This window comes from Methylomonas sp. Uni0009 (assembly GCF_054188105.3).
This window is the reverse complement of record NZ_JBTAFN010000001.1, coordinates 2,456,693-2,476,300: the sequence shown is the minus strand read 5'-3', so window position 1 is coordinate 2,476,300 and position 19,608 is coordinate 2,456,693. Positions and strand designations below refer to the sequence as shown.

The following is a 19,608-nucleotide window of genomic DNA, read 5'->3' as shown; positions in this document are numbered from 1 at the left end:
GCCGCATGTTTGAAGGCCAACATACGGCGCAATGCGGCTGCGCCTATTGACGCCCTACAATTGGACTTGTAACACGAAAACCGTAAGGCACCCTATCCAACGGGCATTGTGCCGTATTTTAAAGTTACTCAAAGACATATAAATCTCCGTCAATTCCTGCCCAATCTAACGGATAGACGCCCCTTTCGACCCATCGGTGAAAAGTCGAGTATGGCCAGTCTTTTACTTGTGTTACCCAGCCATGTTTTACCGGGTTATGGTGGATGTAATCCAAATGCGCTTGAAAGTCAGCTTCATCCCGTATCAGGTGCTCCCAATAACGCCGTTGCCATATTCCGCGTTCTCCCCGCTTTATTCTTACGGTCGATCTCCGTTCGGTTTTGGGTATTGCCTTGGAAAATCCAATTTTTATCAGCCGTATTCGCGTAGCGTAGTCGATGTCGTTTTCCGGTAACTCTATTAAACAATGCATGTGCTCCGGCAATACCACCCAACCGTGAATTTTGAACGGGTGCTTAGTTTTAACCGTATTGATTGATTCTCGTAGCAGGTGAATATGTTGTATCAACAGATCGTTACCATTCCTTTGTAACAAATTGATGGTAAAAAAATAGGTACCGCCAGGGTGCCAAATTCTTCGGTAATCCATTTTTTATTTTCAATAGCAAGTTGATTCAATGCGGCGCAATGCCCGTTGGTTATTGCGCCCTACGTTGGACGCCCCAACACTTGTCGCCAGGCCGCATGTTCCTGAATAGTTGCCAATGCCGCTTGCAGCAAACCGGCACCCGGCTCGGTGCGATGCCAGGTGGAGGCGCCGGAGGGATGTGGCAGCGGGATGACGTCGGTATCGTGGCCGTGAAAATTCAGGCGGTGCAAACCGCCGATGACCTCGCTGAGTTTATCGACCGGTAGCATTTGTTGAATTGCCAGCTTGCCGACCGGAATGATTAACTTGGGCTGCAACAACTCGACTTCCGCTTGCAGCCAGGACGCGCATTGCTGGATTTCCTGCGGATTGGGTACGCGGTCGCCGCCCTTGGGGTTTTTCCCCGGAAAGCAGCGGCACACCGCCGCCATATAGACCCGCTCCCGAAAACTGGCTTCGTCCAAACCGATTTGGGCAAACCATTTAAACATCGTTTTACCCGCCGTCCAGGCAAACGGCCTGCCCAGCACACCTTCCTTGTCGCCGGGCGCCTGACCGATCAGCAGGATGGGCGACAGCACCGGCTTGCCGCTGACCACCGGGCGGATCATGGCCGGGCAGCGAGTACAGGCCAGCAAGGCCTGACGATGTTGCTCTAAAAGCTGCTGGCGGTCGCTAACGCTCAAAGCACCAGCTCGATGCCGACCGGGCAATGATCCGAGCCAAACACGTCCGGCAGAATGAACGCATCGCTAATTTGCCCAAGCAGCGCCTGACTGGTCAGCACATAATCAATCCGCCAACCGATGTTGTTGGCGCGAGCATTGGCGCGGTAGCTCCACCAGCTGTACGCGACGGTATCCGGGTGCAGATGGCGGAAACTGTCGATCAGCCCAGCTTCGACGAAGTTACTGAAGCCGTCGATCTCGACTTGGGTGTAGCCGGCGGATTTGTTGTAGTTGGCTTTGGGGCGGGCGATGTCGATGGCTTGATGGGCAACGTTGAAATCGCCGCAGGCAATCAGCGGTTTTTGGCTTTGCAGTTTCTGCATATAGGCCAGAAATTCTTTATCCCAGGTCTGCCGGTAATCCAGCCGCACCAGGCCGTCGCCGGAGTTGGGCACGTAGACATTCAATAAATAAAATTTTTCGAATTCCGCGACGATGATCCGGCCTTCCTGGTCGTGCTCGGCGATGCCCATGTCGTGCACTACCTGAATTGGCTCCTGCCGGCTTAATATCGCCACCCCGGAATAACCCTTGCGTTCCGCGGAGTTGGAGTACAGGTGATAGCCGTGTATATTTTCCAAAGCCTTGCTGACTTGCTCGTCTTGGGCCTTGGTTTCTTGCAGCAACACACACTCGGCATCGAGTTGGCCGAGCGTATCGGCAAAACCTTTATCTTGCACGGCGCGAATGCCGTTGACGTTCCAGGAGATGATTTTCATGTGGGGTTCCATTGGGATAGACCGAATTGACTGGGTATTTTACCGGCTTGCGCGCCGCAAAGGGGACGCGATATGAACAATTGGCGCCAGCGTAAACCCTGGTCGGCCGCGGACAACCTGCCGACAGAACAGTGCTTGCCCGCCACGTTGAGCTGGCCGCACCTGATGGCGCTGGGCGTGGGGGCGATTGTCGGCACCGGCATTTTGACCTTGATTGGGGTTGGCGCGGCCAAGGCCGGGCCGGGGGTGATCCTGGCGTTTGTGATTGCCGGGGCGATTTGCGCCTGCGCGGCCTTGGCTTATGCGGAGATGGCGACGCTGATGCCGGCCACCGGCGGCGCTTACACCTATGCCTATATCGTCATCGGCGAATGGGCGGCCTGGTTGGTGGGCTGGAGCTTGATTTTAGAATATTCGCTGGTGGTTAGTGCGGTAGCGGTGGGTTGGTCCGGTTACGCGGCGCCGCTGTTGCAGGAAGGCTTGGGCGTGCCGATGCAGTTGATGCAAGGCCCGGAACTCGGCGGGTTGATCAACCTGCCGGCGATTTTCATCATCCTGGTTGTCACCATGCTTTTGCTGATCGGCACAAAGGAAAGCGCCAGCGTCAATGCCTTGTTAGTGGTGGTCAAGCTCACCGCATTGCTGGTATTTATCGCGGTGGTGTTGCCGCTGTTCCAAGCCGAACATTTCCAACCTTTTATGCCGTTTGGTTTCATTAAAACCTTGGGCGCGGACGGCGTCGAGCGTGGCGTAATGGCTGCGGCGGCGATCATCTTTTTTGCCTTCTACGGCTTCGATGCGATTGCCACCGCGGCAGAAGAAACCCGTAACCCCGACCGCGATTTGGCGCTGGGTATCGTCGGTTCGATGCTGATCTGCGTGGCCATTTACGTCGTGGTGGCGGTGGCGGCACTGGGCGCCTTGGATTATCGGCGCTTCGCCGACAGCCCGGAGCCCCTGGCGCTGATTTTGCGCGAGTTGGGCAAACCTAACGCGGCACGCTGGCTGGCGGCATCGGCGGTGATCGCTTTGCCGACGGTCGTGCTGGCGTTTTTTTATGGGCAAAGCCGGATTTTCTTTGCGATGGCCCGTGACGGCTTGCTGCCGCGCGGCTTGGCCAAAGTGTCGCCACGCGGTACGCCGATTAACACCAGTTTGTTTACCGCCGTGATCGTCAGTCTCATCGCCGGCGTGTTTCCGCTGGCGGACATCGCCGCACTGGCCAATGCCGGCACGCTGCTGGCATTCTGTGTCGTGGCGGTTTGCATGTTGTTGCTCAGGCATCAACAGCCGGAAATGCCGCGGAAATTCTCGGCACCGTTTGTCTGGATCACCGGACCGGTGGCGATAATGGGCTGCCTGTATCTGTTTATCAGCCTGCCGAGCACTACGCAGCTGTATTTTCTGATCTGGAACCTGATCGGCTTTGCGGTTTATGGCCTGTACCGTTTGCGGCAGCCCGCGCCCCACGGCTGACGGGCCGGGTTTGGCTGCATTACATTTTCAGCTTACCGAGTTGCGCCTCGAATTCTTCCAGCGACATCGCCCCGCTCTTACCCTCCCGCTGATGGCCAGCGTCGAAGAAATAGGTTCTGGGTAATTCGCCATACCAGGCCGGGTCGATCTCGTAACGCAGTTTTTCCGGATTATCGGAGGCGAAAGCCCAATTCTCCAGCCCGCCGAGTTTATGGCTGTCGATGATACGTTTGATCTCCGGCAAGGCTTCCGCGTCGTCGGTGGCTAGCATGACGATTTTCAAAGCCGGATGTTTTTCGTGCAGTTTACCCAGTATGTCCATGTCCTTCAGGCAGGATGGGCAATCCACCGACCAGATTGCCAGCATTAGCGGCTTGTTGGCGTTTACCGCCAAAATCTGTTGATAGCTGCCGGGAGTGAAGGGTTTTATTTCGGGCTGTTCCGCCAAAACCACGCTACAGCCAATGAGATTTAAAGCTAGACCAACCAGAATGGTTCTTGTGTTCATAGTATCCTTATTAAATTAGCTGCCAGGGCCGAATTTGCCATCAAAAAACGGAACACCTTAGCGCCAGTCCAGACCACATTCAAGCCCAAACGGCAGAGGTAACGATAAAGTGGCTGTGGCCCAGGTTCAACTCAAGCAATGTAGTCATTTAACATAGTTTATTACTTTGCTTTTACCTACCGGCTGCTTTAACGAATCGTTTAATCTTTTTAAGCCACTCAATCTTGTGCAAACCAATACGCCTATCAAATTATTGAACTATCCGACTTTTTTTAAAGATCTCGCTTGTTTAAAAGTTTATGTCTCAGACATAACACCTTGGAATAGCAAGGCGTATCGCCCAAAAAAACCTAAAAAATCAGTTAAATAACACAGTTTATTAAATATAAAACGCAACTATTAATTTTTTATCAATAAAATCAAAGCCATTTAATCTTGGCCCCAATCTTGCCGGAAATTCGGAATATTTTTTATCCGGAAAACCTGTTAGCTATCAGCATGATCCAGCTCGGAAAATCGCTCAAATTGAGTAGATCAGAAGGCTAAAACAAACTTCGCAATAATCCAGAAATAATAATTACAACCGAGATCAAACGTGAAAAATCAATCAGAAACACTTGATAAATCAGCGTCTTATAGATTGCCGATGCGTTCTTTATTGTCTACAGCTGTTCTGCTGGCTATTACCAGCAATGTCGCCATCGCTGAAACACAGAAGAAAAGTACAGGCGACGCCACGAAACATACGGCAAAAAATGCAGAAGCTTCCAAGCCAACCGACCAGCCCACTGCTAACAATAGTCAAACAGCATCAAAACAAGTGTCGTCGGAAACGCCTGCTGTGGGCGGTAGCACCAAAGACGAAGTGATGGAAGAAATGGTGATCACCGGTGAAGTGGCGAAAGACTCACATTTCACCTCGCCATCAACCCGCCTATCACGCGCCGAAATTGAACGGCAAAATGCCCAAACCACGGAAGAAGCCGTCAAGTATCAACCGAGCTTGCAGATACGCCAGCGTTATATCGGCGACCCGAACGGCGTGTTAGGCATCCGCGGGGCCGACATGTTCTCGACGGCCAGAAACATGGTGTATGCCGATGGCTTACCGCTGCACAATCAATTGCAGGCTTCTTTTAACGGTGCGCCGCGCTGGTCGATGGTGGGCCCAAACGAAATCGACGCGGTTGACGTGGTTTACGGTCCTTTTTCCGCGGAATACAGCGGCAACTCCATCGGCGGGGTAGTGAACCTTAAAACCCACATGCCAATGAAAGAAGAGTACTACGCGGAAACCAGCTACTTTGTGCAGCCTTGGGAGAATATTGGCGCGGATGGCGGCACCTTTGACGGCAACCGGCAATATTTCTCGTACGGCAATCGTTTGGATAAATGGTCTGCGCTGCTTTCCTACAACCGCTTGGAAGCGGAAAGCCAGCCTATGAGTTACTTCATCGATAATACAGGTTTGCGCAATCCCAACGGCACGCAAACAGCGGTAAACGGCGCAGTACCGATTTTGGACACCCGCGGCACGCCTAGTTACATTTACGGCGACACCGGCCCCGAGTTGGTCAATACCGACCTGGTTAAACTTAAAGTGGGATACGACATCACCCCGGATTTGCAGGCCATCTTTACCGGCGCATTCGAGGAGCGCACTCGTAAATCCGAAAAGCCGCGTAATTACCTGACCACTGCAAACGGCAATGCCTACTATGGCGATAACAACAACGCTGCAAACAGCGTTCGTGATGCAGTCTTTGCTGGGCGGGCATTCAATGTTCAAAATAGCGGATTTGGTCCCTCAGACGACGAAAGGCAAACCATGCAAATCGGCATGCAGGTAAAAGGGGCTATTTCTGACACATGGGACATCGACACCACGTTTAGCTATCTTGATGTTATAAAAGATGATCGCCGATCCGCAAACTTCTCTCCCGATGACCCTATAAATGTAAGCAATGCAAGCAATGCGCAGGGTGGAAACGGGCGATTGCAAGTTTTTGACGACTTCAATTGGAAAAATTATGACTTGAAACTCAGCACGAGGGAGTTTTTAGGCTGGAAACCCTTGGAGTTTTTAGGTGGCTACCACTTCGATAACTACAATATGGATTTCAAGCAATTTGGTTATGTTAACTATTCGGCAAATCAGCTTGGCTCAGAACAGGTAGGTAGTCGTAATCGAGGCGAGGTGACGACCAACGCCATGTTCGGTCAGTTCGCCTACCACTTTGCGCCCGATTGGGATTTGACCTTGGGCGCACGTTACGAGTGGTGGCTGGCAAGCAGCGGTATAGGCGCTGGAGCGCCTTTGCCGGACCGCAGTGCCGATGCCATTTCACCCAAGGCTTCGCTGGGCTTTGAACCCTCAAACTGGAAGTTTCGGTACTCGTTTGGCCGTGCCTACCGGTTCCCGGTCATCGCCGAGATGTATCAAAATATTACAAACGCGACCAGCAGAACCACTGCCAACGCCGGCTTACAGCCCGAGGACGGCTGGCATCATAACTTCATGATCGAATACGGGCTGGATAACGGCTACGTAAGGGTCAATGTATTCCGGGATGATATACGCAACACGATCCAGCAAGTCCGCCGCGCGTCCGGCGCCTTTACTGATAATGCGTTTCAAAACATTCCTGCTACCAGCACCACCGGCGTAGAATTGGTATACGACCAAGCTCGCGTGCTTGATTCTGACTTCGATTTAAATTTTAACGCCACTTGGATGAATGCCATTGTCGAAGACGGCGGTCCAGACCTGAACTTCCAGGAAGCCAATGGCTCGTTTACCCGTTACAACCTGACCGGCAAAGAACGGATTCGCCTACCCGAATGGCGCTTTAACGCTTTAGCAACCTACCACATCAGTGAGGCTTGGGACACTTCGATGGCCGGCCGATATACCAGCGACTCTTACAACGATATTGATAACAAAGACCACGTCAACAATGTGTTCGGCTCGCAGGACGGTTTTTTCTTCCTGGACTTCAAAACCAGTTACCGCTTCAAATACGATTTGCTCGGTAAACCTGCCAAAAGCCGCATCTCATTCGGTATCAACAACCTGACGGACAAAACGGCTTATGTGTTCCATCCTTATCCACAAAGAACGTTCTTCCTTGAGGGCGCAATAAGTTTCTAAGTTCTAAGAAATTTTTTAACCCGGCCTTTACACATCGTTGCTCCCGCAAAAGCGGGAGCGCTGCAACTGCGCGAAACTCCTAAGCCGTCTAACGGCTTCCACCTTACAGGAAATTTAAGAGCCGGGTTAATAATCACCCAATCTGCAAGGCCATGGCGCTAGCACCAAGCCAAGCAAAATCCGCCCCAACCTCTTTACAACCCATTTGATTTTGCGGATCCTATCCCCACAGTATCCGACCTAGAAAACAGCCCATGACATCAAACCATCGCGTGCCCGCTACCAGTCGCGCCCGCCGCCGCTTTTTAAAACTGGCGGCTGCCGGCTTGGTCACCAGCAGCATGCCGGCGTCTGCACTGTTTCGCTTAACTAACCCATGCCTCGATCCGGCCGGTACGCCTGCTTCGGCCTTGGAAACCGCCGCTTGGCAAGGCATCGATCCGGCAGACTGGTGGGATTGCCACACGCACATCATCGGCTCCGGCGACGGCGGTAGCGGCATTACGCAAACGCCGGATATGCATGCCCCGCTCAAGCACCCGGTGCAAACCCTGCAACATTGGGCTTACGCCAATGCGGCTTGCATCCCTGACACGGACCAAGACACCGCCTTCGTCAAACGTTTACATGCCCTGATGGACACCATGCCCAAGGGCGCCAAGGCCATGTTGTATGCGTTTGACCGTGCGCATGGCGCCAGCGGCGACCCGGATCATGCCAATACCGCATTTTTTGTCCCCAACGAGTACGCTCAGCGTTTGGCGCAAGCCTATCCGCAGCGCTTCGAATGGGTAGCCAGCATTCATCCTTATCGCCCCGATTGCGCATCTGTACTGGAACAGGCCGCCGCCAACGGTGCGCGTGCCGTGAAATGGCTGCCGCCGGCAATGGGCATAGACCCGGCTTCGCCGCAATGCGACCGGTTTTATAAAGCGGCGGCACAATTGAACATCCCGATCATCACCCACGGCGGCGAAGAGAATGCGCTGCATGGCGCCGACCAACCTTTGTTCGGCAATCCGCTGCGTTTGCGGCGGGCGCTCGATGCCGGCGTCCGGGTGGTGATTGCCCATTGCGCGACATTGGGCAAGGATGTGGACGAAGACGGCCGGGAAGTGCGAAGTTTTGATTTGTTTGCCAAGTTGATCGCCGATAAACAGTGGCAGGACCGGCTATACGGTGACATTTCGGCGATTGTGTTACGCAACCGCGATATGGGCGTAATCAAAACCCTGCTGACGGAAACCAGCTGGCATAGCCGCTTGTTGTACGGCTCGGATTACCCGTTGACCGGCATTTTGCCGTTGATCTCGCCGTCGGCTTTTGCCGTAGCCGGCCTGCTGGCGGACGATGCCGTCGAACCGTTGCTGGCTCTACAGGAATATCACCCGTTTCGCTTCGATTTTGTGTTGAAACGCAGTTTGTCGTGGCAGGGTAAGCGTTTTGCCGACGGTGTATTTGCGACTCGACCTTTTTTTACGCGGAAAAGCCGCTAACCTATTTTAAGTCTGGCATGCCTTTCTCTCTGTGCCGGTGAAGCCCAAGGCCAACAGGCCGTAAAGGCCCAAATCAATAAAGCAGGCGCTAGCTCAAACGCAATACAGCGCAGCAATTGTTCAAGGTTTTAAGCCATGGCCCGCAGCAAATTCCCATAAAACAAAGCTTTGCCGGTTTGGCTTTGCATCCACAGTTGCTTGATTTCGAGTTGGCGTTTAGCAAAACAAGGGGCGGCAGCGCGGGCTAAATCCAGCAAGTCCACTTTGGGAGAATAGGTGTTCAGGACTAAAAACGCCCCCGGATTCATCAAGCCGCGCGCCGTTTCGATCAACTCGTCCAGCTGATTTTCCAGTTTCCATTTTTCGCCCTTGGCGCCCAAACCCCAGGCCGGCGGGTCCATGATGATGCTGTCGTAATGGTTGCCACGCTTGAGTTCGCGCTTGGCAAATTTCAAGGCATCTTCCAGTACCCATTGGATGTCGGTCAGCCCGCTACGCACCATGTTATCGTGGGTCCAATCCAGCATTTGCTTGACTGAATCCACATGCACCACTTCCGCGCCATTCGCCCTGGCCACCAGTGAGGCCGCACCAGTGTAAGCAAACAGGTTTAATAGTTTGTCGCCCGGTTTGACCCGCTCGGCGATGAACCGCCAGTTGGCTTGTTGTTCCGGAAACAAGCCCAGGTGTTTGAATTTGGTGAGTTTCAAGCCGAACTGCAATTGTTGATAAGCAATTTGCCAGTGTTCGACTGCCTGCGGCTTCAATTTTTTCCAGGTGCCTTGCGTGGATGACAGCTCTACAAACTCCCAATCCGCCCTGGCCTGCCAATCCGGCCACGACCAACCCGGCTGGAAATGCGCTTGAATCTCCGGGCGTATCGTCACCACGTCACCCCAGCGCTCCAGCTTCTTGCCGTCACCGGCATCCAGCAATTCATAGTCCGCCCAGCCAACGGCGTATTCACGCAGCGTATTTCCAGGAACGGCGACACTATTGCTGGCTTTGTGTTCAGGTGACTTGCGGCGAATTTGATTGTTGGGCATATTGCTGGCGGCGCACAGAATGGTTAATCGGCGGATTTTATGCCCGAATGCGGAAACAGGCCACCACAAACGGCGAATATCTGACGCTCAGCGGAAGTAAGCTGAATTTAGCGTCTACATGCCCGTTAACCTATTTGCACAGACAACATGGCAATCGCGCCCAACGTGGTTTTGTCCGTGAAAAAACCGACCTGTTCGCCGTCACCTTGCAAGCCCAGGATGTATAGGAGGGGCAGAAAATGTTCGTCCGTCGGGATGGCCAACGCCGCATCGCTTAATTCGCGGTATTTGACGACGGCGCTGTGATCGCCTGCGGCAATCAAGCGTTTAACCCGCTCGGCAAACGCGACGGCCCAGTCATGGGCCGTATCCCGCCAAATCGCCGCTTGCAAGTTGTGTACAATATTACCGCTGCCGACGATCAACACCCCCTCGTCTCGCAAGCAGCGTAAGGCTTTACCCAGTTGGTAATGCTGTTCCGGCGACTTTTTTGTATCCAGACTGAGTTGTAAAACCGGGATGTCCGCATCGGGAAACAGATGGCACAAAATCGACCAGCTGCCATGATCCAAACCCCAGTCCTGATCCAACTCAATCCCAGGCATCCGCGCCTTGATCCTCGCCGCCAATGCCGGACTGCCCGGCGCAGGATAGACAAAATCGAATAAGGCTCGTGGAAAGCCGTAAAAATCGTGGATGGTTCGTGGCTGCGACATCGCAGTAACCCGTGTGCCATCGGTTTGCCAATGGGCCGAGATGCCTAAAATCGCCTTGGGCCTGGGCAGATTTTCCCCCAGTTCCGCCCAGGCCCGACTGTATACGTTATCTTCAAGCGCATTCAACGGGCTGCCGTGACCGATGAATAAGGCCGGCATCCTCGGCAAGTTTTGGTTGTCGGGCTTGGCCGTATTCATCGTCTCTACTCCCATATGTTTACCTCTAAGCCGCGACGTTAAAACGACCGGATTGATAATCGTCTATCGCTTGCTCGATCTGCTCGCGAGTGTTCATCACAAACGGCCCGTGCTGAGCGATTGGTTCACGCAAAGGCTTGCCGGCCACCAGGATCAAACGACTGTCTTGCTTGGCCTGCAAAATCACCCCATCCGCCGCCGCGTCGTTGTTCAGCACCGCCATGCGTTGCGCAGCTACCGACCGTTCTGCCACCGCCACCTCGCCGCGATACACATAAAAAAACGCATTGTGACCGACGACCAAAGACTGACTGAAACTGGCGCCAGCGGGCAGATGCACATCCAGAAACAGCGGTTCGGTATCCGGCCGTTGAATTGCTCCCGCAACGCCATGGCTGCTGCCGGCAATCACCCGCACCTTGACGCCATTCGTCGTCAGCAATTCCGGAATCTGCTCGCTTTGCACATCTCGATAACCGGCCGGCTGCATTTTCTCGGCGGCAGGCAGATTGATCCACAATTGAAAGCCTTCCAGCATGCCGTCTTTTTGCTCCGGGATTTCCGAATGAATAATCCCGCGCCCCGCCGTCATCCATTGAATGCCGCCGGTTTCCAGCAAGCCTTGGTGGCCGGCGTTATCACTATGCCGCATCCGCCCGGTGATCAGGTAGGTCAAGGTCTCGAAGCCGCGATGCGGATGGTTGGGAAAGCCGGCGATGTAGTCGTTAGGCTTATCGCTGCCGAAGGCATCCAGCATCAAAAATGGATCGAGGCGTTGCTGCAAAGCTTGACCCAGCACGCGGGTCAATTTCACGCCGGCGCCATCCGACGTAGCATGACCAACCACAAGTTGTTCGATACTGCGAGAATGATTCACCGCATCGGTTTTAACTGTTTCTGCGTTCATCTTTCATCTCCCATATAAGGTTAACGATCAGGCCGCCAACGCGGCGATTTGGTTAGCAGCGGCTTGCAAGGCCAGTTGTTCGGCATCGTTGCCCATCGCCAAGCCTTCCGCGTAGATAAAGGTGACATCGGTCATGCCCAAAAATCCCAAGACGGTGCGCAAATAAGCGCTTTGGCTGTCGGTCTCGGTGCCGCTGTGCTTTCCGCCGGCGGTTTGAATCACATACACCTGTTTGTTTTTCAACAAGCCTTCCACGCCGTTTGCGGTGTATTGGAAGGTCACTCTGGCCCGTGCGATGGCGTCTATCCAGGCTTTTAATTGGGCCGGAATCCCGAAGTTATACATCGGCGCAGTCAACACCAGGATGTCGGCTTGTTGAATTTCGGCAATTAAGGCATCGTCCAGCGCCACCCGTTGCGCTTGCTCGGCGCTGCGTTGTTCAGCGGGCGTACTCAGCGCAATCAAAGCCGCTTCATCCAGTAAAGGATGCGGGGTTTTCGCCAAGTCGCGCACGGTCAATTGTGCAGTCGGCGCTTGCTGCCGTAAGCCGGCAACCAAGCTATCGGCCAAGCGGCTGGAATAGGCATTTTCGGCGCGGATGCTGGAGTTGATTTGTAGAATGTTCATTTAAGTCTCCCAAAGGTGTTGAAGTTGGGTTGACTATACGCCTGGATAATATTGGGCAGAAGACCGGAAAATGGATAACATTGTTCCACTGGAGGAACAATAATGCAGATAGAACCTAACGACCTGTGGCTATTCGCCAAAATTGCCGACGCCGGCAGTTTTTCTAAAGCCGGCGAATTGCTGGGCTTGCCCAAATCTACCCTGTCGCGACGCATCAGCAATCTGGAAAAACAGCTGGGCGAACGTTTGCTGCAACGCACCACCCGGCAACTGAATCTAACCGAATTTGGCTTGCGCTTGCTGCAACATGGCCGGCAAGTGGGCGAAGAAATCGAAGCGGCGATGGCCTTGGCGCAACACCGGCAAATCCAGCCCAGCGGTGTGCTGCGCATCTCTATGCCCAACGACTTTGCCAATCTGTTTCTGGCGCCCTTACTGGCCAAATTCAGCGATACCTACCCGGCCATTGCTTTGGAAATCGATCTATCCGCGCGGCGGGTGGATTTGCTTAGCGAGAGTATTGATTTGGCGATTCGGATGGGCGATCTGCCTGACGACGCCACCTTAACGGCCAAGCGCCTGAATCTGCAAACCTGGGGTTTGTATGCGTCCCAAGCCTATTTACATAAACGCGGCACACCTAAGCATCCTGAAGAATTATTAGCACACGATGCCCTAAGCCTGCTGGCCGGTAATAGGGAAGCGCCGGCCTGGCGTTTGACGAGGGGCGAACAACAATGGCTGGGCATGCCGCCGGTACGCATCCAAGCCAATTCGCCGGAATTACTGGTCAAACTGGCAATGCAGGACCAAGGCATCGTCGCCGCGCCGGATTCTTACGCCAGCACTTACATGCCCAATCAAGAGCTGGTGCGCGTGCTGCCGGAATGGTGTTTGCCTCAAACCACGGCTTGGTTGGTGTTCCCAGGTCGGCGTTTGATGCCGACCAAGACACGGGTGTTTATCGATTTCTTGGAAACGCATTTAAAAGACTTTACATGAGACGTAATCGGCAACTGGGGAAACGGCAAAAGCGCCTGGCCGCATAGCTTATTTGTTTGACTGAAATTACCTGTGCCTATAGAATCGCCGCCGCCTAACGCATGGCTAGGAAGCCTGTCATTTCAACAATTTAAGGAAAATTCATGTTTAGATCTTTGGCTATTTCACGCGGCATCCTTCTGTTAGGCGGCGTGCTGGCGATCAGTTCGGCACAAGCAACCGTGGTTGCCGGCTCGGATTTCATCAAGACTGCAACGACTCACTATATCATTGACAACGCCGCAAGCTCGGCTACATACCAACCGTCTTTCATATTGATCGGTCCTTATGGTGGCGAGGCTGCCGAGAATTTCGGACCGTTCAGCATCTCCGGTTCATTTGACGTCGAACGCTATCAAAGTACGACAAACAGCGAAACCACCAACAGAATTTTGTTTACCAACGCCCATGTCACGCTGAACGGCGCCACCCATAGTTTCGATTTTCCCAGCTTTTTTAGTGCCATGACTAGCGACACCGCATTTCAGACATTGGTGCTCCCCGATCTTTGCTCCAGTATTCCAGGTGGAGTCTGCGCAACAATGCCGAATCTAAACCCGTCTTCTTGGTCCGGAACATTGAGCAATCAATCGATAAGCATTGACGGCTTCGCGGCAGTCGATAACATAAAAGCGGGTTACAGTTATCACATACAGGCGTCCGTGGTCCCGTTGCCAGCAAGTGTCTGGCTATTTGCTTCAGCCCTGGGACTGGCCGGCATCACGCAAAGAAAACAGCGTGTCATAAAATAGTTCGTAAGGCATCGGATCCGCCGAGCGCAAGGCTTTGCATCTTGCTGGATTGATGCAAAGCCCGCGTGTCGCAGAGCCTATGAACGTGTTTCCCGCTAATGCCCAGCCGCAGCCAAGCGGGGTATGAAGACGGCTTCCTGCTCAAGCAATCGAGATTCCAAGGCCAAACCTTGTAATTCCACTTGGATATTGCGATCCGGTGCCGCTTGCAGGAAATCGCTCAGCGTTTCCAGAATATCGTGATCGATAAACAGGGCTTTGCCGCCGTCGATGATCAATTCGCTATCGTCGGCGATACCGGCAAGATAATTACGAAGCAAGGCTTTATTTAAAAAAGACACGTCCTTGTGCAGCCTCAGCAAGTAGTTGGGCCCATGCTGGGTTAAGGTAATAGCCGCATGGAAGTTGGCCCGCAAGACGAAAAAAATACCGCACACCATGCCGATCGCGATACCTTCCAACAAGTCGGTAAATAAAATCGCGAACACGGTAATCGCAAACGGCACAAATTGATTCAGACCTTTTTGGTAAAACTCCACAAACATGGCCGGCTTCGCCAGCTTGTAACCGGTTTGCAGCAAGATTGCCGCCAGACAGGCTAATGGGATCATGTTCAGAAAATGCGCGAAAAACAATACGCTGATCAATAACAACACCCCATGGAAAAAGCTGGATACCCGGGTTTGACCGCCGGCATTGATGTTAGCCGAGCTGCGCACAATCACGGCCGTGATCGGCAAGCCGCCTATCAAACCGCTGAGCAAATTGCCCAGGCCCTGAGCTTTCAATTCGCGATTGGTCGGCGAAACCCGTTTATGCGGATCGAGCTTATCCACCGCTTCGACGCTTAGCAGGGTCTCCAGGCTGGCGATGATGGCCAGGGTGAGCGCGATGCTGTATATCTTGGGATTGCCGAGATAGCTGAAATCCGGCAAGCGCAACTGGTTTACAAAATTGCTGGTGGAGCCCAGTTCCGGTAAAGACACCAGATACTTGACGTCGATAGACCATTCAGGTGCCGCAGCCAAGGCCCAGGCATTGAAAGACACGCCCCAAATCACCGCCAACAACGGCCCAGGAATCATCCGCAAGGCATTAAATTGTTTGATGAAAGCGCTTTCCCAAAAAATCAGGATCAATAAAGCCACGCCAGCCACCAGAGTCGCGCCGGGCGAAATGCCGTGCAGTGAGTGGGTAAACTCGATGAAGCTGGAACCGGCGGTATCCGGCATATAACTCTCGTCCGCCGCGTAGCCCTCATCGTAACCGGTGGCGTGCGGGGTTTGCTTGATGATCAGGATCATACCTATAGCCGCCAACATACCTTTGATCACCGCGGTAGGGAAAAACGCGGCAATCGCCCCGGCCCGAAGGAAACCGAACAGCATTTGGAAAATCCCGGCAAACATCAGACTCAACAAAAAAGCCTTGTAATTGCCCAAGGTTTCGATGGCGTTGAAGACGATGACCGTCAGGCCAGCCGCGGGGCCGGAGACACTGAGCTGCGAACCGCTGCACAAGGACACCACGATACCGCCGATCATGCCGGCGATAACCCCGGCGAATAAGGGCGCGCCGGACGCCAACGCCACCCCCAAACACAAGGGTAAGGCCACCAGAAATACCACGATACTGGCCGAGAAATCCTGACGAAAATATTTCAGGTAATCATTAAATTGCATTTTCATAGACGGTCTCCGTGCGGATAACTGGGAGCCTTAATGGGCGTATTGGTAGATGTTGTGAATCGGCGACGTGGCGTCGATGTGTATCAACTCATTCAACAAACCGTCGTGCAAACCGTATACCCAGCCGCGCAAACTGACTTTTTGGCCGGACTTCCAGGCCGATTGCACGATAGAGGTGTGGGCCAGACGTTGCACTTGTTCGATGACATTCCACTCGATCAATTTGTTGAGTTTGCGTTCGGGCTGCAAATTGTCCAGTTCGTCTTGGTGCAAGCGATATACTTCCTTAATGTGCGTCAACCACTTGTTGGCAATGGCCAAATCACCGCGTTGCTGGCGCAAAGCGGCTTCAACACCACCGCAGCCATAATGGCCGCAGACGATCACATGCTTGACCTTTAAGGCGTTAATCGCGTACTGCAGCACGCTTAAACCGTTAAAATCGGTGGTGATGACTTGATTGGCGATATTGCGGTGCACGAATATTTCGCCGGGTTGGGCATGAACGATGGTATCGACCGGCACGCGGCTGTCGGAACAGCCTATCCATAAAAACTCCGGATGTTGTTCCTTGGCCATATTGATGAAGTAATCGGGCTGTTTACCGGTCATGGCTTCTGACCAGGCTTTGTTTTCCAGCAGCAATTTGTTGGGAGTCTGCATAAACCCCTCCTCTTGTGTCGTTGCGATGTAAACGATGCGATTCTTAGGCGTCGCACTTAAGCAACCGATGTATTGGAAGATCGTATCGGCGCCGAACAAATAATATCGAATCGAAATTTTTATGCAAGCAATAACGTTTCGATTCGATATTTTTATCACTAATGATCATTAGCTTGAGGGGGTATACGCACCGCTTATGCAGACCTAAGCAGTGGTTCTGATACTGACTTATTTAAGACGCGAAAACTTAGAAGCCAAAAAGCTTACCAAGGCAATGCTGAGCCATCGTATTTAACAAAGCTGCCGCTATCGGCCAAGCTGAAATTGGCTATCACTTTACGCATGCCCGATACGCTTTCTTCAACGTCGATCAAGCCGTTCGGTCCGCCCATATCAGTTCTGACCCAACCCGGATGCAGAATCAATACGCCGATGGACGAAGGCCGCAAATCGATGGACAGGCTCTTCAAGGCCGCATTCAAACCGGCCTTGCTGGAGCGGTACAGGATGCTGCCGCCGCTGGTATTGTCGGTCATGCTACCCATCAAGCTGCTCAAGGCCACGATCAAGCGTTTGTCGCCGCGCTGCACCTGTGGCAGGAAGGCTTCGGCCAATTTAAGTGGCGCCATCACGTTGACCGCCAGCACGTTTGCCCAGGTTTGATAATCCAGTTGCCCGAAACCGCGACCGGCTTGATCGCCATAAACGCCGGCATTATTCAGCAAGACATCGATTTTGCGATCGGCTAGTTTGCTTGCCAACGCATCGATTTGGCTGAAATCCGCCACATCCAGCGTCTCGATTTGAATGTGCGAGTATTGTTTGGCAAGCGCCGCCAAATGTTCGGCCTGGTCCGGCTTGCGGCAGGCCGCGATGACCTGGTAATCGGCGGCGGCATATTGCCGGCAAAACTCCAGACCCAAGCCGCGATTGGCGCCGGTGATTAAAACAGTTTGCATCGTTACGTCTCCAAACGAGTGATTGAAAAATAAGGGGCTCGCTACCGCTTGCTGCAAGCCTAGCAGGTCCGCCAGTAAAATTGCCGATTGAACTATTCGTATTTAGCCATGCCTCACCGACACAGTTTTAGCATGAAATTCCCGGAGGCTACTATGCAAATGCAATCAGTTAAATCCAGCACTATCGACGTGATCGGCTACGACGAACAAACCCATAAATTACGGGTGTCGTTCAAAGACCGGCAAGCTCAGGATTTTTGCCACGTGCCCGAACACCTGTTTGCCGCATTTTTGAAAGCCCGCTCCAAAAACCGATTTTATAAGCGCCACTTACAGAACCTCTTTCCCTGCTAGAAACCAAACTTGAAGCGGCGGCAATTACTCCGGGCGCAATTGCCGATAAAGCCCAATCATGCGTTCGACGACAGCCTGATCGGAACCATACAACACGCCGGAATGGTTCATAAACGTCGAGCCGTTCGGATTTAATAGTAACGGTTTGCCGTGTATATCGCTGACCGGCGCGCCGGCTTCCTGGAACAAACAAGCGGTAGCCGCGTAATCCCACACACTACCGCCCCCCTTATCCTGCTTAGGAAATTTGAAATAACACGCCGGCGCCTCAGTCAGCGCTTGGCAGGCATTTAAGGCCGCGCCGCCTTGCAAACGCAGCTTGGCCCCGGCATAGCCCAACTCTACGGCTATATGCTGCAATGCGGCCTGCGTAGCGTGATACAGCGGATCTTGGGCAAAGCTTTTATCGGTAATGAACGTCAAGACTGGCGCAGGCGGTGCCGGCTTAAAAGCGTGTTGGTTTTGCCAAGCGCCTTGGCCTTTAATCGCCCGATAGAGCGTGTGAGTTAAGGGATCGTAAACGACGCCAATCAGCGCCTCTCCGGCGCGCGATACCAAGGCGATGGACACCGAATAACCCGGCACGTTTTCGATAAACGGCAAGGTGCCGTCTAAAGGATCGATACACCAGAAATAGTCGTGTTGCAGACGGGCGCCATCGTCGGGACTTTCTTCCGACAATAAAGCCAAATCGTATCTGGCGCAGATCGGCCGCAAGGTTTGCAGAATAATCTCCTGACTCAAATGATCGATTTCCGTCACTACCCGAGCAGCCAGACTGGCGCCGCCGTCTTTGCTGTTTACAACAACCGCAGTATGCGCAGACTTGGCAATCAATTGTCCGGCCTGCATCGCCGCGGAGATGGCACACTGGCCGAGTAAATACAGATCGTCCGCTGACAAGCGCATCGGTTCTCCTGGTAATTTTATAATTGGGCGATGACTTGCCGCGCCAGCCGTTCACTATAGCTGTTGGGGGACCAATAGCCGGGACTCCAACCTTTTAAAAAACGGTGAAAATCGGTCCAGGCTACTGGATAAAGTGCCCGCCAATCACGTTCGACCGCATCGGCATCGACGGGTTTTTGTTGACGCCGCAACGCCTGTTGCAAAGCCTGAAAATAAATATCCAGCAATTCGCTCTCCCGGCGCTGGCACTCGTCCTGGCCCAAACAGCTATCGATAAAATACGCGACATCCTTGATTCCGCAACCGCCGCCGACATATTGAAAATCCACTGCCGCGACCCGGCTGCCGTCCGCCGAAAAACAAAAATTGGCCAATTTGGCATCGCCGTGCACAAAGGTTTGATACGGCGTATCGCGCAGTTTTTGATCAATCATCGGCGCGGCATTTTTCAAGACAATATCCTGCAAGGCCTCCCATTCGTTGGGCCGGGTTTGCAGATGCCAATAAGTGCCGGTGGGCCACAAACCACTGGGTTTTTCACCGATAAACGTGGCATGGAAATTGGCCAGCCAATTTAAACATGTGCGTATCTCCCGTTCCCCGGCCCGCGAGCGGCGTTGCGGAAACCCCACCGGATGCAGGTCTTCCAAGACCATGACTATATCCTCACCGAACATTTCGAAAGCTAAACACGCCGGGACTCGGCAATCCGTGTCGCAACGTTTGGCCCAGCCTTGGTACCAAGCCGCCTCTATCTGATAAGAGCGGACTTTGCGCCGATGCGACAGGTCTTCATTGGAACCGGGCGTTTGCAGACTTTGTGCCGACAGTTTTACGTGTTTGACGATCACGCTAGCACTGTCGCAGCCGCTTAAGCCATAGCGCAAAATATAGCCGTAGCCGCTCCACAGACTTTGAATGGTTTCAAGTTGAAATGCATCATCGGCACCGGTCGCCTGAAGCACGAGATCGCGAATGGTATTTTGCATGGGTGGAGAGTGCCTTAAAAGATTGCTATTTT

19 protein-coding genes are annotated in these 19,608 nt (G+C 53.2%); 6 read left to right on the top strand and 13 right to left on the bottom strand.

Annotated features, from left to right (window positions below):
• Window positions 1-124: 124 nt before the first annotated feature.
• From ACWAU0_RS11775 to ACWAU0_RS11765, 3 genes are all read right to left on the bottom strand, one after another.
• Window positions 125-649, bottom strand: coding sequence for an REP-associated tyrosine transposase (locus tag ACWAU0_RS11775; protein ID WP_458136764.1), 525 nt, complete (start codon window positions 647-649; stop codon window positions 125-127).
• Between the two features lie 59 nt (window positions 650-708).
• A complete protein-coding gene (locus tag ACWAU0_RS11770; RefSeq protein WP_458139227.1) occupies window positions 709-1,260 on the bottom strand; it encodes a uracil-DNA glycosylase family protein in 552 nt (183 codons plus the stop codon).
• 71 nt (window positions 1,261-1,331) lie between these two features.
• Entirely contained in the window at window positions 1,332-2,096 is a 765-nt protein-coding gene (locus tag ACWAU0_RS11765; protein WP_458136763.1) for an exodeoxyribonuclease III, read from the bottom strand.
• 72 nt (window positions 2,097-2,168) lie between these two features.
• On the opposite strand from ACWAU0_RS11765, the gene ACWAU0_RS11760 reads away from it, so the two are divergent.
• Window positions 2,169-3,572, top strand: a complete 1,404-nt coding sequence (locus ACWAU0_RS11760; protein WP_458136762.1) for an amino acid permease — start codon at window positions 2,169-2,171, stop codon at window positions 3,570-3,572.
• 19 nt (window positions 3,573-3,591) lie between these two features.
• On the opposite strand, the gene ACWAU0_RS11755 is transcribed toward ACWAU0_RS11760, so the two are convergent.
• Window positions 3,592-4,080: a TlpA family protein disulfide reductase gene (locus ACWAU0_RS11755; RefSeq protein WP_458136761.1), complete on the bottom strand. Its 489-nt coding sequence runs from the start codon at window positions 4,078-4,080 to the stop codon at window positions 3,592-3,594.
• A 595-nt stretch (window positions 4,081-4,675) separates the two neighbouring features.
• Between ACWAU0_RS11755 and ACWAU0_RS11750 the strand changes: the two genes are divergently transcribed.
• Both ACWAU0_RS11750 and ACWAU0_RS11745 read left to right on the top strand, forming a co-directional pair.
• The gene (locus ACWAU0_RS11750; protein WP_458136760.1) at window positions 4,676-7,231 is read left to right on the top strand and encodes a TonB-dependent receptor; all 2,556 of its coding nucleotides are present in this window, start codon (window positions 4,676-4,678) and stop codon (window positions 7,229-7,231) included.
• Between the two features lie 254 nt (window positions 7,232-7,485).
• The gene (locus ACWAU0_RS11745) at window positions 7,486-8,727 is read left to right on the top strand and encodes an amidohydrolase family protein (RefSeq protein WP_458136759.1); all 1,242 of its coding nucleotides are present in this window, start codon (window positions 7,486-7,488) and stop codon (window positions 8,725-8,727) included.
• Between the two features lie 128 nt (window positions 8,728-8,855).
• Here ACWAU0_RS11745 and ACWAU0_RS11740 read toward each other — a convergent pair whose 3' ends face one another.
• From ACWAU0_RS11740 to ACWAU0_RS11725, 4 genes are all read right to left on the bottom strand, one after another.
• Window positions 8,856-9,773, bottom strand: coding sequence for a class I SAM-dependent methyltransferase (locus tag ACWAU0_RS11740; protein WP_458136758.1), 918 nt, complete (start codon window positions 9,771-9,773; stop codon window positions 8,856-8,858).
• Window positions 9,774-9,898: 125 nt separating this feature from the next.
• Entirely contained in the window at window positions 9,899-10,687 is a 789-nt protein-coding gene (gene ygiD / locus ACWAU0_RS11735; protein WP_458136757.1) for a 4,5-DOPA-extradiol-dioxygenase, read from the bottom strand.
• 25 nt (window positions 10,688-10,712) lie between these two features.
• On the bottom strand, window positions 10,713-11,594 hold the full coding sequence (locus ACWAU0_RS11730) for a pirin family protein (RefSeq protein ID WP_458136756.1): 882 nt from the start codon (window positions 11,592-11,594) through the stop codon (window positions 10,713-10,715).
• A gap of 27 nt (window positions 11,595-11,621) precedes the next feature.
• Window positions 11,622-12,221, bottom strand: a complete 600-nt coding sequence (locus ACWAU0_RS11725; RefSeq protein ID WP_458136755.1) for an FMN-dependent NADH-azoreductase — start codon at window positions 12,219-12,221, stop codon at window positions 11,622-11,624.
• Window positions 12,222-12,323: 102 nt separating this feature from the next.
• On the opposite strand from ACWAU0_RS11725, the gene ACWAU0_RS11720 reads away from it, so the two are divergent.
• Window positions 12,324-13,223 carry a LysR family transcriptional regulator gene (locus ACWAU0_RS11720; RefSeq protein ID WP_458136754.1) on the top strand — a complete coding sequence of 300 codons (900 nt, stop codon included), beginning with the start codon at window positions 12,324-12,326 and terminating at the stop codon, window positions 13,221-13,223.
• A gap of 143 nt (window positions 13,224-13,366) precedes the next feature.
• Window positions 13,367-14,014, top strand: coding sequence for a hypothetical protein (locus ACWAU0_RS11715; RefSeq protein WP_458136753.1), 648 nt, complete (start codon window positions 13,367-13,369; stop codon window positions 14,012-14,014).
• Window positions 14,015-14,109: 95 nt separating this feature from the next.
• Here the strand turns inward: ACWAU0_RS11715 and ACWAU0_RS11710 are convergent, their stop codons facing one another.
• The 3 genes from ACWAU0_RS11710 to ACWAU0_RS11700 form a co-directional block, all read right to left on the bottom strand.
• Window positions 14,110-15,702, bottom strand: a complete 1,593-nt coding sequence (locus tag ACWAU0_RS11710; protein ID WP_458136752.1) for a SulP family inorganic anion transporter — start codon at window positions 15,700-15,702, stop codon at window positions 14,110-14,112.
• Window positions 15,703-15,732: 30 nt separating this feature from the next.
• Window positions 15,733-16,365, bottom strand: a complete 633-nt coding sequence (locus ACWAU0_RS11705) for a carbonic anhydrase (protein WP_171694331.1) — start codon at window positions 16,363-16,365, stop codon at window positions 15,733-15,735.
• Between the two features lie 263 nt (window positions 16,366-16,628).
• Window positions 16,629-17,324 carry an SDR family oxidoreductase gene (locus ACWAU0_RS11700; RefSeq protein ID WP_458136751.1) on the bottom strand — a complete coding sequence of 232 codons (696 nt, stop codon included), beginning with the start codon at window positions 17,322-17,324 and terminating at the stop codon, window positions 16,629-16,631.
• 153 nt (window positions 17,325-17,477) lie between these two features.
• Here ACWAU0_RS11700 and ACWAU0_RS11695 point away from each other — a divergent pair, with 153 nt between their 5' ends.
• A complete protein-coding gene (locus ACWAU0_RS11695) occupies window positions 17,478-17,678 on the top strand; it encodes a KTSC domain-containing protein (RefSeq protein WP_458136750.1) in 201 nt (66 codons plus the stop codon).
• Window positions 17,679-17,702: 24 nt separating this feature from the next.
• Here the strand turns inward: ACWAU0_RS11695 and ACWAU0_RS11690 are convergent, their stop codons facing one another.
• The gene (locus ACWAU0_RS11690; RefSeq protein WP_458136749.1) at window positions 17,703-18,587 is read right to left on the bottom strand and encodes a 3'(2'),5'-bisphosphate nucleotidase CysQ family protein; all 885 of its coding nucleotides are present in this window, start codon (window positions 18,585-18,587) and stop codon (window positions 17,703-17,705) included.
• Window positions 18,588-18,604: 17 nt separating this feature from the next.
• Window positions 18,605-19,576: an oxidoreductase family protein gene (locus ACWAU0_RS11685; protein ID WP_458136748.1), complete on the bottom strand. Its 972-nt coding sequence runs from the start codon at window positions 19,574-19,576 to the stop codon at window positions 18,605-18,607.
• Window positions 19,577-19,608: the final 32 nt, after the last annotated feature.

What these genes read in the sequence shown, in the direction of transcription:
- ACWAU0_RS11775 (WP_458136764.1), bottom strand. Translation starts at nt 649, where the DNA reads ATGGATTACCGAAGAATTTGGCACCCTGGCGGTACCTATTTTTTTACC.
- ACWAU0_RS11755 (WP_458136761.1), bottom strand. Translation starts at nt 4,080, where the DNA reads ATGAACACAAGAACCATTCTGGTTGGTCTAGCTTTAAATCTCATTGGC.
- ACWAU0_RS11720 (WP_458136754.1), top strand. Translation starts at nt 12,324, where the DNA reads ATGCAGATAGAACCTAACGACCTGTGGCTATTCGCCAAAATTGCCGAC.
- ACWAU0_RS11695 (WP_458136750.1), top strand. Translation starts at nt 17,478, where the DNA reads ATGCAAATGCAATCAGTTAAATCCAGCACTATCGACGTGATCGGCTAC.
- ACWAU0_RS11705 (WP_171694331.1), bottom strand. Translation starts at nt 16,365, where the DNA reads ATGCAGACTCCCAACAAATTGCTGCTGGAAAACAAAGCCTGGTCAGAA.
- ACWAU0_RS11725 (WP_458136755.1), bottom strand. Translation starts at nt 12,221, where the DNA reads ATGAACATTCTACAAATCAACTCCAGCATCCGCGCCGAAAATGCCTAT.
- ACWAU0_RS11700 (WP_458136751.1), bottom strand. Translation starts at nt 17,324, where the DNA reads ATGCAAACTGTTTTAATCACCGGCGCCAATCGCGGCTTGGGTCTGGAG.
- ACWAU0_RS11715 (WP_458136753.1), top strand. Translation starts at nt 13,367, where the DNA reads ATGTTTAGATCTTTGGCTATTTCACGCGGCATCCTTCTGTTAGGCGGC.
- ACWAU0_RS11745 (WP_458136759.1), top strand. Translation starts at nt 7,486, where the DNA reads ATGACATCAAACCATCGCGTGCCCGCTACCAGTCGCGCCCGCCGCCGC.
- ACWAU0_RS11710 (WP_458136752.1), bottom strand. Translation starts at nt 15,702, where the DNA reads ATGAAAATGCAATTTAATGATTACCTGAAATATTTTCGTCAGGATTTC.
- ACWAU0_RS11770 (WP_458139227.1), bottom strand. Translation starts at nt 1,260, where the DNA reads ATGATCCGCCCGGTGGTCAGCGGCAAGCCGGTGCTGTCGCCCATCCTG.
- ACWAU0_RS11690 (WP_458136749.1), bottom strand. Translation starts at nt 18,587, where the DNA reads ATGCGCTTGTCAGCGGACGATCTGTATTTACTCGGCCAGTGTGCCATC.
- ACWAU0_RS11760 (WP_458136762.1), top strand. Translation starts at nt 2,169, where the DNA reads ATGAACAATTGGCGCCAGCGTAAACCCTGGTCGGCCGCGGACAACCTG.
- ACWAU0_RS11740 (WP_458136758.1), bottom strand. Translation starts at nt 9,773, where the DNA reads ATGCCCAACAATCAAATTCGCCGCAAGTCACCTGAACACAAAGCCAGC.
- ACWAU0_RS11730 (WP_458136756.1), bottom strand. Translation starts at nt 11,594, where the DNA reads ATGAACGCAGAAACAGTTAAAACCGATGCGGTGAATCATTCTCGCAGT.
- ACWAU0_RS11685 (WP_458136748.1), bottom strand. Translation starts at nt 19,576, where the DNA reads ATGCAAAATACCATTCGCGATCTCGTGCTTCAGGCGACCGGTGCCGAT.
- ACWAU0_RS11765 (WP_458136763.1), bottom strand. Translation starts at nt 2,096, where the DNA reads ATGAAAATCATCTCCTGGAACGTCAACGGCATTCGCGCCGTGCAAGAT.
- ygiD (WP_458136757.1), bottom strand. Translation starts at nt 10,687, where the DNA reads ATGAATACGGCCAAGCCCGACAACCAAAACTTGCCGAGGATGCCGGCC.